The following is a 14,475-nucleotide window of genomic DNA, read 5'->3' on the forward strand; positions in this document are numbered from 1 at the left end:
CCATCAATATTCCGGCGGCTGATTCACACCATTAGAAATCAATACGGTAGAAGAAATCCAGCGAACTGGCAAAACCGCTGACCGCTTCCAGATAGAGCCGGCGGGTCAGTTCATAGCGCAGACCGAGCTGGTTGGCTGGTTCGAAAACCCCGACGCCGTAGCGCAGGCTGAGCTTGTCGGTGAGGTAACCGGCGGCAACCACCTGAGTGGTCAGGCCAGTACCTTCGGTTTCCAACTGAAAGCCCTCGATTCCCAGTGAACTGGCGATACTCTGGGCCATCGGTGCACTGCCGGCCAAGCCCAAGGCCAGAGCCGCCTGCCCCAGCATGTTGTCATCCCCGCCGCCCCCCAACGGCCGACCGAGGATCAGGTACGACAGTGCCTGTTCCTGAGCCATAGCTGGCTCGGAAAACACCTCCGATTGTGGGCTTTCGGCCCGCCCGGTCAGGCGTAGGCCTGCCACCACATCGCCAGCCTGGCGAATGGCCTCAATATTCAAAAATGGCTGGCTTATCGGCCCGGCGAACAGAATCTGCGCACGGCGCAGAGTCAGGCGCTGACCATAGCCACGATACTGGCCGCCGAGGATATTCAGATCACCGCTGGCGGTAAGGTTCTCCTCGACTTCCAGGCGCCCACTAAGCCGGCCGGTCAAGCCAAAGCCGGAGAATCGCAGTTGATCGCCAATCAGCAATTGCACACGGGCACTGATTGCCAGAGCCTGATCGTCCTCCTCGACTTCCTGGCCAACAATCACTGCATCCGGCGATAACTGCACCGCCTGCTCGGGCAGTTCCCTGATCGTGATGTTGCCTTGCGGAATCGCTATCTGGCCCCTGAGCTGCAAACGATTGTCCGCCAGGCTTATACGCAAATCGGGACTGACACTCAGGTCGGCATACGGATCGACCCGAACAGGCAAAGCCGTACCGCGCAAACTCAACTGCAAATCCAGCTCAGGCGCCCAGGTCACCATACCGGTCAGGCTGCCCTGCCCTTGCTCACCGCTGCGCCAATCACCGTCAACATCCGCATGTTGACCGCTGATCCTGACCCGGATGCCCAACTGCTCGAGGCTGATGGGCAACTCCGGCCCGGCTATCTGGCCGTCGCGCAAGACAATCACACCTTCGACCTGCGGATCGGTCAACTGACCGGTAAGCAGGCCGTTGCCGTTCAGCTCACCGCGCAAGGTTTCAACTTGCGGCAGGAATGGGCGCAGGAAGTCCAGACGCAGGCCCTCGATGGCATAACGACCATTCAGCCGCTGCTGACCACCGGGATCATCGATATTCGCCTGAATATCCAGCCGGCCAATGTCTTCGCTACTGAGCAAGAACTGGCTGCGCGCCTGGTTTGCCTCCAGTACGGTATTCAACTCCAGCCGGTCATAGGGGAAGCGCAGTGTCTGCTCAGGGCTGGCCACGGTAATAGCGCCGTCACGACTGCTGACCTGAACCTGTGCCAGCGGCTGTGCACCGACAGCCTGACGGAAATCGACCTCAACATTGAGCGTGGCATCCCAACTGAAGTCCTCGGGCAGCAGATGCTGCAGCGACTCCAGCGGAAAGTCATTCAAGCTCAAGCGCAACTGCCGGTCAGGCATCAAGCGCTGCTCGCCGCTGAAGCATAGCCGTGAGCTGGAGCCGGCATGCGCCCAGCAATGCTCGCTCAGGCGCAGTTGTCCAGGCTCGAACCGATAACTGATCAAAGCTGGCTGAGACAGGTCCCAGACCAGCTCTTCACTGGCAATCCGGCTGCGGCCAAGACGGCCTTCCCAGCGTTCATCGGTCAGTTGACCGGTAAGTTGTGCGTCAAGGTCGACCAGACCTCGCTCAAGCGTAAACTGCAACTGATGCTCGGCGCGATTGCCGGCCAGGTTCAGTTCGAGATTGCCGAGCCGGGTATCGCCGCTGACAATCCGCTGGGCCGTCAGCTTCAACTCGCCGGGTAGCTGCTCGGACAGCGTTAACCGGCTTTGCAGCTCCAGGCCTGGAATGCTCAGCTCGTCATAGACCAAGCGTTGAGCTGTCAGCTCCAGGTCGACCACCGGGGCATCCTGCGGGCCGGCTGCCCGGAGCTGGCCCTGCAGATTGCCGCGCAGACCCGGCCACAGGGTATTCAGGCGCGGCATTTGAATGTCCAGAGCAGCCTGGACCTGAGGGCCCCATTCAGCATTGCCGCTGATCCGGTTGTCGCCCTGACGTAGCAGCAGATCGTTGACTGTCCAGCGCTGGTCCTGACCTGAGAGCTGACCACTCAGTGCCAGCGGCTGTGCGCGCAGGGTGCCCTCCAACGCCCAATCAGCAGACGCCTGCAGGCGATCATCCCGGAACTGTCCTTCGCTACGCAGCGGGCCGCTCAGGCTACCAGGCAACTCAGCCACGAACACGCCAGGGTCAAGCTGATCTAGCAACAGTTCGACAGCCCAGGCAATCCCATCGGCAAAGTTCAGGGTAACTTCACCCTGGGCTGAACCAGCGGCGGTTTCCAAGTGCAACGGAGCGATATCAATCCGTTCCGGAGTGCCGTCAAGGCTGAGATTCAGATTCAGTACCTGATCGGCCAGCGCGCTCACCTGCCCCTTGAGTTCTGCCTGGTAGGACTCGCCCGCCAGTTGGGCATCCAATGTCAGTTGCTGGACCACCACCGGACCAATGTCCTGGGGATACAACCACTGCCAGGGAAAGGCTTGTTCCAGCACCAAGGTGGCGTCGGCAGTCACCTGCTCGGCCCAGCCACCTAGGCCCTGAAGTGTAATCCGGCGCTGGGGCTGTTCCACCACACTCAGTTCAAGGTCAAGCTCCTGGAGTGTTTCAAGATCGGCTTTGGCCGCCAGCCTCAGAGCCACGTCACCTCCTTCGCCGGGCAATCGAGCCCTGGCCAGCAGGTTGAAGCCCTGCTCCAGGTCGCCTGCGAGATTGAGCGACAAATCATTGAGTGTGAGCGTTGACGGCAACGTCTGCAGGGCCAGGAACGGCTCCCCGGTCCATTCCAGGGCAATCGGCAGTTCCGGCTGCAGCGGCTCAAGCGTTCCGCTCAGACGGCCTTGCAGGTAACCCCGGCTAGCCAACTCCACTGTCAGCTGATCAAGGCTGCCACCCAGCCGCAGTTGAGCCTGCCAGTCACGCTCGTCGACCGGGGGCAGGTTGACCTCTGCATGCAGACGCAGCGGCCACTCGCCACTCAGACGCATGTCGGCATCCAGTTGCCAGTCCACCTCAGGGCCTATACCGCTGAACTGATGCACGACCAGATGATCACCGCTCATATGCGCGGCCAACAGCAACTCGCGAAGCAGCGGCTGCTCTTCATTCAGCCACAGGCTACCCAGATACAGCCGGTCAAGCTGAATGCCCAACGGCAGGCGAATGTCAGGCAGCGTCACGGGCTCAGACTCACTGGGGCTGTCATCGCCCTCGATCAACAAGTGCAGGCTGTCCACCTCCAGATGGTCGATACACAAGCGCCTGCCCCAGAGGCACTCAGGAGACCAGGCCAGGCTAAGCTTGTCTAACCGTACTTCCAGTCCTTCGTCACGCCAGTACAGGTGGGCAAAGTCCCAGCCGCGCCACAGTTGGCCACCAACGAAGTCCAGCTCAAGACGTGGCTCGAAGCGCGCAGCTTGCTCGAACAACCAGCGATTAACCGTTTCGCTGGCCAGCAGTAACCCAAGCACCAGCGGAATCAGGGCCAGCAGCAACAGGCCTCGAAGCAAGGTCTTGGCGATAAAGCGAATCACAGCTCAGGCCCCATGGAAAAGTGAATGCGGAACCCTTCATCGGGATCGCTGATCGAGCGAGCCAGATCAATGCGGATCGGTCCGACCGGAGAAACCCAGCGTACACCCAGCCCTGCGCTGGTCTTGCGCGGATCGGTCAATGAGTCCATGGCGTTACCATGGTCGATGAAGACTGCAGCACGCCAGCGGTCGATGAACTCATACTGATATTCGACGCTTGAGGCCAGCAGGAATCGGCCACCGATCCGCTCGCCGGAGCTGTCGGTCGGCGACAGGGTGCGATAATCATAGCCACGCACGCTCTGATCACCGCCGGCGAAGAAACGTAGCGAAGGAGGAACCCGGCGGAAACTGTTGCTGGCTATCCCCCCCAGATTGACCCGCGACAGAAAACGGTGATTGTCCCAAAGCGTGTATAGCCCTTTGGCGCTGGCGTTGGCGCGCACAAAGTCGAAATCGGAAACGATCCCTTCCTTGGCGCCCTGAACATCCAGCAGCAGACTATAGCCCTGGCTGGGATCCACGCCACCGGTACTTGTAGTACGTTGGAACGAGATGCTGGGGATCAACAAGGTACTGTCACCAGACTCATTACCCAGGCTGAACCTCTCCTGCTCCAGACGTAAACCGATAACTCGCTCCCAACCACTGCGCAGACGTTTCTGATACTGAGCGCCGATGGTAAAGGCCTCACTCTCGGTGTCGTCGATATTCTCGTTCTGCCAGCCAGTGAAGAATCGCAACGCACTGCTCTGTGGTGGCGTCAGCGGGATTTGATACCAGGCGCTAAGCTTTTGCCGCGGAGAGGAAACCTCCAGTTCTGCCCCTCTGGAGTGCCCTTTGGCATTGAGCCAATGCTGGGTCCAGTTGGCCCGGGCCCGGGGTCCCACGTCGGTAGAAAAGCCAGCACCAAACCCGAGGGAATGCTTTTTTCGGGCCTGAAGCTGAACATCAACCGGTATCAGTCCATCCTCATCTGCCCGGTTCGCCGGAGCCGAAACCTGAACCGATTCGAAAAAACCGCTGGATAGCAGATCGCGGTTTAAGCCAGCGATCAGGTCTGCATCGTAAGGAACGCCCGTGCGAAACGGCACCATGCGCTGCAGCAGGTTTTCGTTGAACGGCGTCTCGCTGAACACCACTTCACCGAGCCTGAAGCGCTCGCCGGTGTGGTAAACCAGCGTGATATCGGCCTGATTGTTCTCGATGTCGATCAGCATCCGGTGCTCGGTGAAGCGTCCAGAGAAGTAGCCATAGCGCAGGGCCTGGTTGCTGATCAGGGTTTTGAGGTCTTCATAGTAGCCATGGTGCAGGATTGCGCCGGTACGCAAGCGCCGACCCGGCGTCGTCAGGGCGAAAGCGTCAGTCCCCTGCCCTGGTCCTTCAATGCGGATGTCGACGTTGCGCAAGCGCACCGGCTCGCCAAGGGTGACATTCAAGACCAGGGTTGGCGCGTTGTTGGGGCCGGTTACCTGTGGGCGAATGCGGGTCTGGTAGTACCCCAGGGCCTGAGCAGCACGCTCGGCCTGGGCAATACTCGGGCGTGCCAGGCGCCACATTTCACGCCGGCTACTGGCCTGTACCGGGCCGACGAAGGCCTCAATATTGGCCTTTACTCGACTGTTGGCGGGTTCGATATTGACTTCGAGCTCGGCCCGGGTGCTGATCGCAAACATCATCAGGCAGATCAGAACGAAAGCTCGGACCATATGTATCATCCATAATCATTGGGTCGCGCCAGAAGCGCCGTGCATAGACTAAATGCTAACATGCCATCCAGCACGGGGCTGGGAAAATTGTGTGTGGGCATGTTCGCCCCAACACCTTGCAAGAGCCCCGAAAAATGCCTTAACCAAGCTCAGGAATAGCTATTTCAATGAAGATTGTTTCTTTTAATATCAATGGCTTGAGAGCAAGACCTCATCAGCTCAAAGAGATTGTCGAGCGGCATGCTCCCGACATTATCGGGCTCCAGGAAACCAAGGTCGATGACCCGCAATTTCCCCATGATGAGGTCGCCACATTGGGTTACCACGTTCATTTCCATGGCCAGAAAGGCCACTATGGAGTTGCCCTGCTGAGCAAAAACGAGCCGCTCTGGGTGCGCAAAGGCTTGCCTGGCGAGCCGGAAGATGCCCAGCGGCGAATGATCAGCGCAGCAATTCCCTGTGCCGACGGTCACCCCCTTTTCGTTTTCAACGGCTATTTCCCGCAGGGCGAAAGCCGGGATCACCCACTGAAATTTCCTGCCAAACAGCGCTTCTATGCTGATCTGCAAAGCCATCTGGAGCAGGACTTCAAAGCTGATCAACGTCTGTTGGTCATAGGTGACATGAACATCTCGCCAGAGGACTGCGATATCGGCATTGGCCCGGAAAACGCCAAGCGCTGGCTACGCACCGGCAAGTGCAGTTTTCTACCAGAAGAGCGCGAATGGATGCAGCGCCTGAAGGACTGGGGGCTGGTTGACAGCTTCCGCCACCTCAACCCCGAAACTGATGACCAGTTCAGCTGGTTCGACTATCGTAGCCGGGGCTTTGAAGATCAGCCCAAGCGAGGGCTGCGCATTGATTTGGTGATGGCCAGTCGTGGCCTGATTGACCATTGCATCGCGGGTGGAATTGATTACGACATCCGCGGCATGGAAAAACCGTCTGACCACGCTCCCGTATGGGCGGAGTTCACTATCTAGCTGAAGGCTGGTTTGTTTCGAGGCCGCGCCGCTCCTACCAGGGGATTCCGATTGGTAGAAGCGGCCCTGCGGCCGCGAAATCGGTTCAGGCCATTTCCTCTTCCGGGACGTCCAGCACCAGTTCGTCGTCGCGAATGCTGATATGTACCGTACCGCCATGCTCGGCCAAATCGCCGAACAGGATCTGCTCGGCCAGCGGTCGCTTGATCTTGTCCTGAATCAGTCGCGCCATCGGTCGCGCACCCATCAGCGGATCATAGCCGTGCTCGGCCAGCCAGTTACGGGCAGCCTCGTCGACATCCAGCAACACATGCTTGTCTTCCAGTTGCGCCTGCAGCTCGGTGAGGAACTTGTCGACCACGAACTTGATGCTCTCGTGGCTCAGACGACCAAACTGGATGATCGCATCCAGGCGGTTGCGGAACTCGGGCGTAAAGGTTTTCTTGATCACTTCACTGCCGTCGCTGGTGTGATCCTGGGTAGTGAAACCGATCGAAGCCCGGCTCATGGTCTCGGCCCCTGCGTTGGTGGTCATGACGATGATCACGTTGCGGAAGTCGGCTTTGCGTCCGTTGTTGTCGGTCAAGGTGCCATGGTCCATGACCTGTAGCAGCAGGTTGAATACCTCCGGATGGGCCTTTTCGATCTCGTCGAGCAACAGTACGCAATGTGGGCTCTTGGTGATCGCCTCGGTCATCAGACCACCCTGATCGAAGCCAACATAACCGGGCGGAGCACCAATCAATCGCGATACGGTATGCCGCTCCATGTACTCGGACATGTCGAAGCGTACCAGCTCGATTCCCAGGCTCTTGGCCAACTGGCGGGTAACCTCGGTCTTGCCGACCCCGGTCGGACCGGCGAACAGGAAGGAGCCTACCGGCTTATCGGCTGACTTCAGGCCGGCGCGCGACAGCTTGATCGCAGTGGACAGCGCGGCAATTGCGTCATCCTGACCGAACACCACCAGCTTGAGGTCACGCTCAAGGTTCTTCAGCAGCTCCTTGTCGCTGGAGGACACATGCTTAGGCGGAATACGCGCGATTTTCGCCACGATAGCCTCAACCTCTGGCACATCGATGAAGTCCGGTCGGTCTGCCGGCAGTTGCAGGCGCTGATAGGCACCCGCTTCGTCGATTACATCGATGGCCTTGTCCGGCATGTGCCGATCGTTGATATAGCGTGCTGCCAATTCGGCTGCCGCACGCAGGGCTTCATCGGTGTAACGAATACCATGGTGCTCCTCGAAGCGGCCCTTGAGCCCCCTGAGGATCTGGATGGTGTCGCTGACAGACGGCTCGGCCACATCGACTTTCTGGAACCGCCGAGCCAACGCCCGGTCCTTCTCGAAGATGCCGCGAAACTCCTGGAAGGTGGTTGAGCCGATGCAGCGAATCTCACCGGACGACAACAGCGGCTTGAGCAGGTTGGAGGCATCCATGACGCCGCCAGAGGCAGCGCCGGCCCCAATGATGGTGTGGATCTCGTCGATGAACAGAATCGCCTGTGGGCGCTTCTTGAGCGCCTTGAGCAGAGCCTTGAAGCGCTTCTCGAAATCACCCCGGTATTTGGTCCCGGCCAGCAACGCCCCCAGGTCAAGTGAATAGACCACGGCCTGGGACAAAATGTCAGGCACTTCACCATCGATGATGCGTTTGGCCAGACCTTCGGCAATGGCGGTCTTGCCTACCCCGGCCTCACCGACCAGCAACGGGTTGTTCTTGCGCCGCCGCATGAGGATCTGTGCGACCCGCTCGACTTCCGACGCCCGGCCGACCAGCGGGTCGATCCGGCCCTGACGGGCCTGTTCATTCAGATTGCTGGCATAGGCTTCCAGCGGATTGCTGGCGGTCGAGGTCTCACCACCTTCTTCGTCTACACCGTCCTGATCGGACTGGATCTGCTCACTGTCACCGGCAACCTTGGAGATCCCGTGGGAAATGAAGTTGACCACATCAATGCGGGCAATCTGCTGCTGTTTGAGGAAAAACACCGCCTGGCTTTCCTGCTCGCTGAAGATTGCTACCAGTACATTGGCACCACTGACCTCACCCTTACCCGAGCTCTGCACATGAAATACAGCGCGCTGCAAAACTCGCTGAAAACCAAGGGTTGGCTGGGTTTCACGCTCATGATCCTGGCGCGGGATCAGTGGTGTGGTGGAGTCAATGAACTCGGTCAGTTCGCGGCGCAGGCGCTCCAGGTCTGCACCGCAGGCCCGCAGCACAGAGACCGCAGCCTGATTGTCGAGCAATGCCAGCAAAAGGTGCTCGACCGTCATGAATTCGTGGCGTTTGTTACGGGCATCCTTGAACGCGAGGTTCAGGGTGATCTCGAGATCTCTATTGAGCATGATGCCACCTCATCTCTGGCGACCGAAGTCGCTTGTTACGCTTCCCGTTCTATTTGACACATCAACGGGTGCTGGCATTCCCTGGCGTAGTCATTTACCTGGGCCGCCTTGGTTTCGGCGATATCCCGGCTGTAGACCCCGCACACGGCCCGCCCTTCGGTATGTACCTTGAGCATGACCTGAGTAGCGGCTTCCCGGTTCAGCGAAAAGAAGCTTTCCAGTACCTCCACAACGAAGTCCATCGGTGTGTAGTCGTCATTGAGCATGACCACCTTGTAACGGGATGGGGGCTTTAGCTCGGGCTTGCTGGTCTCAACCGCCACCCCATGATCGGGTTCATGGTCCGGTTCCTGTGAACCCTGATTTAAGGTTAGTAGAATTTCCGTCATTGCAAATAGGTTATGCATCGCAGCTGGCAAATGGAGGTCCGGCTCGCCGAGGGAAACTGTGCATTGATACACAGCTTGCCAGAGGCTAACTTGACTTAGTCGAATTCAGTGTTAAAAAGTGTAAATGAGCATGGTTCGGTGGTCATCTGATTTATTACATCATATCTACCGGCCTGCCCTGTACTCGAGGAATCACCCCGTTGGGGTCTAGCAGAGGGATGTTGTATGGAAAACGGCAAGGTCAAATGGTTCAACAACGCCAAAGGTTACGGTTTTATTGTGGCCGATGGTCGTGATGAGGACCTGTTCGCGCATTATTCCGCAATCCAGATGGATGGATACAAGACACTAAAGGCTGGGCAGCCGGTTCGTTTCGATATCATTCAAGGCCCCAAGGGTCTGCACGCAGTGAATATCCAGTCCGTAGCTGAATCGGCCAACGCCGCCCCGGTCAGCAAAATCACCCATGAGGTTACCGCCACCCAGCACTAACTTCCTGGTTTTTTGCCCAGCCATCACAACAAAGCCGGCATATAGCCGGCTTTGTTCATTACCCAAACGCGTTCGCTCAGTTCATCGCGGCAACGACGTCCTTGCCGAACTCCGAGCACTTGCGCAGCGTTGCGCCATCCATCAGGCGCTCGAAGTCGTAAGTGACGGTCTTGTTGGCAATGGCGCCGTTCACGCCCTTGATGATCAGATCAGCAGCCTCGGTCCAGCCCATGTGGCGCAGCATCATCTCGGCAGAGAGAATGACCGAACCCGGGTTGACCTTGTCCTGGCCAGCATACTTCGGCGCAGTACCATGAGTTGCTTCGAACATGGCCACTTCGTCGGACAGGTTTGCACCCGGGGCGATACCAATACCGCCAACTTCGGCGGCCAGAGCATCGGACAGGTAGTCACCATTCAGGTTCAGGGTAGCGATCACGTCATATTCGGACGGACGCAGCAGGATCTGCTGCAGCATGGCGTCAGCGATCACATCCTTGACCACGATGGTCTTGCCGGTGTTCGGGTTCTTGAACTGCATCCACGGGCCACCATCCAGCAGCTCGGCGCCGAACTCGTCACGAGCGATTTCGTAACCCCAATCTTTGAAGGCACCCTCGGTGAACTTCATGATGTTGCCCTTGTGAACCAGGGTCACGGAGCTGCGATCGTTGTCGACAGCGTACTGCAGGGCTTTGCGTACCAGACGCTTAGTGCCAGCTTCGGAAACCGGCTTGATGCCGATACCGCACATGTCGGTGAAGCGGATCTTGGTAACACCCATTTCTTCGGTCAGGAACTTGATGACCTTGTCGGCTTCCGGGGTACCGGCCTTCCACTCGACGCCAGCATAGATGTCTTCGGAGTTTTCACGGAAAATCACCATGTCGACATCGCCAGGCTTCTTGACCGGGCTCGGCACGCCTTCGAACCAACGCACCGGGCGCTGGCAAACGTACAGGTCAAGCTGCTGACGCAGAGCAACGTTCAGGGAGCGGATGCCACCACCAACCGGAGTGGTCAGCGGGCCTTTGATGGAAACGACGTATTCCTTGACGGCGTGCAGGGTTTCTTCCGGCAACCAGGTATCCTGATCATATACCTGGGTAGCCTTTTCACCAGCGTAGACTTCCATCCAGGAGATCTTGCGCTTACCGGCATAGGCCTTCTCGACGGCAGCATCGACTACATCGATCATCACCGGTGAAATGTCGACACCGATACCATCACCCTCGATAAAGGGGATGATCGGGTTGTCTGGCACGTTCAGGGACAGGTCGGCATTAACGGTAATTTTGTCGCCGCTGGCCGGCACCTGGATCTTTTGGTATCCCATTTTTGACTCCGTTGCTTTGTCGTTGTCACAAGACTCCGGAGTGGTAACCCCGGAATCGCAGAATGCAGAATACGGATTTTTCGGTGGCCGTATTGTTGTAGTTTTCCTACAGAATGTCACGCGTTTTTATGGAAAAAGCTTCGCATTCCGTTACATTTTTGTCGCCATCTGGATATTGGCTGCCCAAAGCACACTTTCATGTAGTATCACTACAAGCCCCACTACATCACGACAGGGCAACAGCAATCCTAGCTGTTTTTGCCGCTAGCGCCAGCAAGCACCGATACAATAGACGAGTCGAGGACAGTTCACGCCCCCACTCCTTTAGGCTACCCTATAGGCCTTTTTCAGGAGCTGTGCATGCGCTTTTTACCTCATGTAACCGTGGCAACCATTGTCGAGGATCAAGGGCGCTTTTTGATGGTTGAGGAGCAACGTGGCGACCGCATTGTTATAAATCAACCTGCGGGGCATCTGGAAGCCGACGAAAGTCTCATCGAGGCCGCCCGGCGCGAAGTACTGGAAGAAACCGCCTGGGAAGTTGAAATCACCTCGGTCGTTGGTCTCTACCTGTTCAAAGCCGACAATGGTGTAACCTATCAGCGTGCCTGTTTTGCCGGCAAAGCCCTGCACCATTGCCCGGAACAGCCCTTGGACCATGGCATCGTGCGAGCCAGTTGGATGAGCCTTGAGCAACTACAGGCCAAACGCCAGGATTTACGCAGTTACCTGGTGCTCGACTGCATTCAGGACTACCTGAACAAACCTCACTACTCTTTGGATCTGATTCGCTGACATGACCACTTCCGCCAGCCGCCCCGCCAACCAGGCCCCCAGCCAAACCAGAGTCATCGTCGGCATGTCCGGCGGGGTCGACTCGTCCGTTTCCGCAGCCTTGCTGCTTGAACAGGGCTATCAGGTCGAAGGCTTGTTCATGAAGAACTGGGATGAGGATGACGGCACCGAGTATTGCACTGCCATGACCGACCTGGCCGATGCCCAGGCGGTAGCCGATCGGCTTGGCATCAAACTGCACACCGCCAACTTCGCCGCCGAGTACTGGGACAATGTGTTTGAACACTTCCTGGCCGAATACAAGGCCGGACGTACACCAAACCCGGACATCCTGTGTAACCGCGAAATCAAGTTCAAGGCTTTTCTCGACTACGCGCTGATGCTCGGTGCCGATCTGATCGCCACCGGCCACTATTGCCGGCGCGGTGAGCGCGACGGCCAGACCGTGCTCCTGCGTGGCATCGACACCAACAAGGACCAGAGCTACTTCCTGCATGCGGTTGGCGCGGAGCAGATCGCTCGCACCCTGTTCCCGGTCGGCGAACTGGAAAAGCCCGAAGTACGGCGTATCGCCGAGAAATACGATCTGGCTACCGCCCGCAAGAAAGATTCGACCGGGATCTGCTTCATCGGCGAACGGCGTTTCACCGACTTTCTCAAGCAATACCTGCCAGCCCAGCCCGGTGATATTGAAACCACTGAGGGCACGGTGATCGGTCGCCATCACGGTTTGATGTACCACACTATCGGCCAGCGTCAGGGCCTTGGTATCGGCGGTATGCAGGGCGCTGGCGACGAGCCCTGGTATGTTCTGCGCAAGGATTTGACCCGTAACGTGCTGGTGGTTGGCCAGGGCAATGATCATCCATGGCTGTTCGCCCAGGCTCTGGAGTGCTCCAGCATCTGGTGGGTCAACCCGCTGGAGCTTGCCCAGCCGCGGCGGCTGACCGCCAAGGTGCGCTATCGCCAGTCTGATCAGGCCTGCACCCTTGAACGCACCGCCAGCGGTTACCGCGCGCACTTTGACGAGCCCCAGCGCGCAGTGACACCCGGTCAGTCGGTGGTGTTCTACGACGGTGATATCTGCCTTGGTGGCGGCGTTATCGAAACGGCCATTCCGGCCTTTGCCGAGGATGCCGCATGACCCGCTATGAAGAGCTGGCCGTAGCCCTGGGCGCGGTATTCGAGACAGCCATTCTGGTCGACAAGCTGGCCCGTTCCGGGCAACTGGCCGAAGGGCCTGCCGCCTGTCTGGTGCGTAGTATTCTTGAGCGCTCGCCCGATGACGTGATGGGCGTTTATGGCGGCAGCCACCACCAGATCCGTCAAGGTTTGCAGGCGCTGGAATCAATGCTGGCTCGCGACAATGCCGCACTACAGCGCGATGCCCTGCGCTACACAATGAACCTGCTGGTGCTCGAGCGCCAACTCAACAAGCGCGATGACATGCTGCAGGTGCTTGGTCAGCGGCTTCAGCAAGCCGAAAGCCAGGTCGAACACTTCGGCGCCCTGCACGACAATGTCTGGGCCTCACTTGGCAGCATTTATCAGGACACCATCAGCACGCTGAAACTGCGTATCCAGGTGCATGGCGACATGCGCTACCTACAGCAGCCAGATATCGCCAACCGGATCCGCGCCCTGCTGCTGGCCGGTATCCGTTCAGCCCGGCTCTGGCGTCAACTCGGCGGTCACCGCTGGCATCTGTTGTTTTACCGCAAACGCCTGCTTGAAGCGGTGCGTGCGGTGCTCAATGACTGAATTGCCACGGACCGACCTGCCACGCAAAGGCGCCCTGCTGTTGGCTATTTCGGCGTTGTTGTTTGCACTAATGGGGGTGCTGATCAGGGAGGTCTCGAGCGGGGTCAATAATGAAACCGTGGTGTTTTTCCGCAACCTGGTCGGTGTGTTTTTCTTCCTGCCGATGATTCTGGTGCGCGGTTTTGGTCCTTTTCGTACCCAGCGCCTGGGTAATCATTTCCTGCGCACCTTTTACGGTCTGGGTGCGATGTATTGTTTTTTCTATGCCATCGCCCACCTGCCACTGGCCGATGCCATGGTGTTCACCTACGCCGCGCCGGTTTTCACTCCGATTCTGGCCTGGTGGTGGCTTAAAGAAAGCCTGACCGGGCGCATGATGTTCATGGTGCTGCTCGGCTTTGCCGGGGTGCTGCTGGTTGCCAAGCCCAGCGGCGCACTGTTCGATCCCAAGGGGTTGGTGGGCATCGGGGCCAGCTTGCTGGCTGCCTGCGCCTTTGTCTCAATCCGGGCCATGAGCAATAGCGAGCCGGCCAGCCGGATCGTCTTCTACTTCTCGACTTTCTCCGCCCTACTCTCAGCCATTCCTCTGATCTGGGCCTGGCAGCCGCTGACACTGACACAGCTGGCAATGCTGGTCGCGATCGGACTGGTCGCAACCACCAGCCAACTGGTTATGTCAAAGGCCTATGCCCTGGCACCACCCGGCAAGATCGGCCCACTCAGCTATCTGGCCATCGTCTTCTCCGGGCTGTTTGCCTGGTTGTTGTGGAGCGAGGTTCCCGGACTGTCCTCCTGGTTGGGCGCTGGCCTGATCTTCGCCTCGACCCTGATCAGCCTGACTCAACCCGCAGCGAAGACCAAATAGCCCATTGTGTTGTATCATTCGGTCCTTTTCTGCCAGACCCACTTCCGCCA

Annotated in this window: 11 protein-coding genes; 6 read left to right on the top strand and 5 right to left on the bottom strand. The window is 58.3% G+C overall.

Features of this window, described 5'->3' with window-relative positions:
- Positions 1-31: 31 nt before the first annotated feature.
- Both BVH74_RS14010 and BVH74_RS14015 read right to left on the bottom strand, forming a co-directional pair.
- Positions 32-3,742, bottom strand: coding sequence for a translocation/assembly module TamB domain-containing protein (locus BVH74_RS14010; RefSeq protein WP_080050681.1), 3,711 nt, complete (start codon positions 3,740-3,742; stop codon positions 32-34).
- A complete protein-coding gene (locus BVH74_RS14015) occupies positions 3,739-5,451 on the bottom strand; it encodes an autotransporter assembly complex protein TamA (protein ID WP_080050684.1) in 1,713 nt (570 codons plus the stop codon). The genes BVH74_RS14010 and BVH74_RS14015 overlap by 4 nt, the downstream gene beginning before the upstream one ends.
- A 167-nt stretch (positions 5,452-5,618) precedes the next feature.
- Between BVH74_RS14015 and xthA the strand changes: the two genes are divergently transcribed.
- Positions 5,619-6,434: an exodeoxyribonuclease III gene (gene xthA, locus BVH74_RS14020; RefSeq protein WP_080050685.1), complete on the top strand. Its 816-nt coding sequence runs from the start codon at positions 5,619-5,621 to the stop codon at positions 6,432-6,434.
- Positions 6,435-6,519: 85 nt separating this feature from the next.
- Here the strand turns inward: xthA and clpA are convergent, their stop codons facing one another.
- On the bottom strand, positions 6,520-8,787 hold the full coding sequence (gene clpA, locus BVH74_RS14025) for an ATP-dependent Clp protease ATP-binding subunit ClpA (protein ID WP_080050686.1): 2,268 nt from the start codon (positions 8,785-8,787) through the stop codon (positions 6,520-6,522).
- A gap of 35 nt (positions 8,788-8,822) precedes the next feature.
- A complete protein-coding gene (gene clpS, locus BVH74_RS14030) occupies positions 8,823-9,194 on the bottom strand; it encodes an ATP-dependent Clp protease adapter ClpS (protein WP_080050687.1) in 372 nt (123 codons plus the stop codon).
- A 207-nt stretch (positions 9,195-9,401) separates the two neighbouring features.
- On the opposite strand from clpS, the gene cspD reads away from it, so the two are divergent.
- Positions 9,402-9,668, top strand: coding sequence for a cold shock domain-containing protein CspD (gene cspD, locus BVH74_RS14035; RefSeq protein WP_080050689.1), 267 nt, complete (start codon positions 9,402-9,404; stop codon positions 9,666-9,668).
- A gap of 76 nt (positions 9,669-9,744) precedes the next feature.
- Here the strand turns inward: cspD and icd are convergent, their stop codons facing one another.
- Complete coding sequence (gene icd, locus BVH74_RS14040) at positions 9,745-11,004, bottom strand: NADP-dependent isocitrate dehydrogenase (protein WP_080050691.1); 1,260 nt, start codon at positions 11,002-11,004, stop codon at positions 9,745-9,747.
- Positions 11,005-11,364: 360 nt separating this feature from the next.
- Between icd and BVH74_RS14045 the strand changes: the two genes are divergently transcribed.
- The 4 genes from BVH74_RS14045 to BVH74_RS14060 are packed head-to-tail and all read left to right on the top strand — an operon-like array spanning position 11,365 to position 14,425.
- Positions 11,365-11,799, top strand: a complete 435-nt coding sequence (locus BVH74_RS14045; RefSeq protein ID WP_080050693.1) for an NUDIX hydrolase — start codon at positions 11,365-11,367, stop codon at positions 11,797-11,799.
- A gap of 1 nt (position 11,800) precedes the next feature.
- The gene (gene mnmA / locus BVH74_RS14050; RefSeq protein WP_080050695.1) at positions 11,801-12,943 is read left to right on the top strand and encodes a tRNA 2-thiouridine(34) synthase MnmA; all 1,143 of its coding nucleotides are present in this window, start codon (positions 11,801-11,803) and stop codon (positions 12,941-12,943) included.
- Positions 12,940-13,560 carry a high frequency lysogenization protein HflD gene (gene hflD, locus BVH74_RS14055; RefSeq protein ID WP_080050697.1) on the top strand — a complete coding sequence of 207 codons (621 nt, stop codon included), beginning with the start codon at positions 12,940-12,942 and terminating at the stop codon, positions 13,558-13,560. Before mnmA ends, hflD begins: the two co-directional genes overlap by 4 nt.
- The gene (locus BVH74_RS14060; protein ID WP_080050699.1) at positions 13,553-14,425 is read left to right on the top strand and encodes a DMT family transporter; all 873 of its coding nucleotides are present in this window, start codon (positions 13,553-13,555) and stop codon (positions 14,423-14,425) included. Before hflD ends, BVH74_RS14060 begins: the two co-directional genes overlap by 8 nt.
- The last annotated feature ends 50 nt before the right edge of the window (positions 14,426-14,475 follow it).

The sequence above is a fragment of the Halopseudomonas phragmitis genome (assembly GCF_002056295.1).
Classification (GTDB): domain Bacteria; phylum Pseudomonadota; class Gammaproteobacteria; order Pseudomonadales; family Pseudomonadaceae; genus Halopseudomonas; species Halopseudomonas phragmitis.

Bases quoted from the DNA above. Each gene is read 5' to 3' on its own strand.
- BVH74_RS14015 (WP_080050684.1), bottom strand. From the start codon at position 5,451: ATGGTCCGAGCTTTCGTTCTGATCTGCCTGATGATGTTTGCGATCAGC.
- xthA (WP_080050685.1), top strand. From the start codon at position 5,619: ATGAAGATTGTTTCTTTTAATATCAATGGCTTGAGAGCAAGACCTCAT.
- clpA (WP_080050686.1), bottom strand. From the start codon at position 8,787: ATGCTCAATAGAGATCTCGAGATCACCCTGAACCTCGCGTTCAAGGAT.
- clpS (WP_080050687.1), bottom strand. From the start codon at position 9,194: ATGCATAACCTATTTGCAATGACGGAAATTCTACTAACCTTAAATCAG.
- cspD (WP_080050689.1), top strand. From the start codon at position 9,402: ATGGAAAACGGCAAGGTCAAATGGTTCAACAACGCCAAAGGTTACGGT.
- icd (WP_080050691.1), bottom strand. From the start codon at position 11,004: ATGGGATACCAAAAGATCCAGGTGCCGGCCAGCGGCGACAAAATTACC.
- BVH74_RS14045 (WP_080050693.1), top strand. From the start codon at position 11,365: ATGCGCTTTTTACCTCATGTAACCGTGGCAACCATTGTCGAGGATCAA.
- mnmA (WP_080050695.1), top strand. From the start codon at position 11,801: ATGACCACTTCCGCCAGCCGCCCCGCCAACCAGGCCCCCAGCCAAACC.
- hflD (WP_080050697.1), top strand. From the start codon at position 12,940: ATGACCCGCTATGAAGAGCTGGCCGTAGCCCTGGGCGCGGTATTCGAG.
- BVH74_RS14060 (WP_080050699.1), top strand. From the start codon at position 13,553: ATGACTGAATTGCCACGGACCGACCTGCCACGCAAAGGCGCCCTGCTG.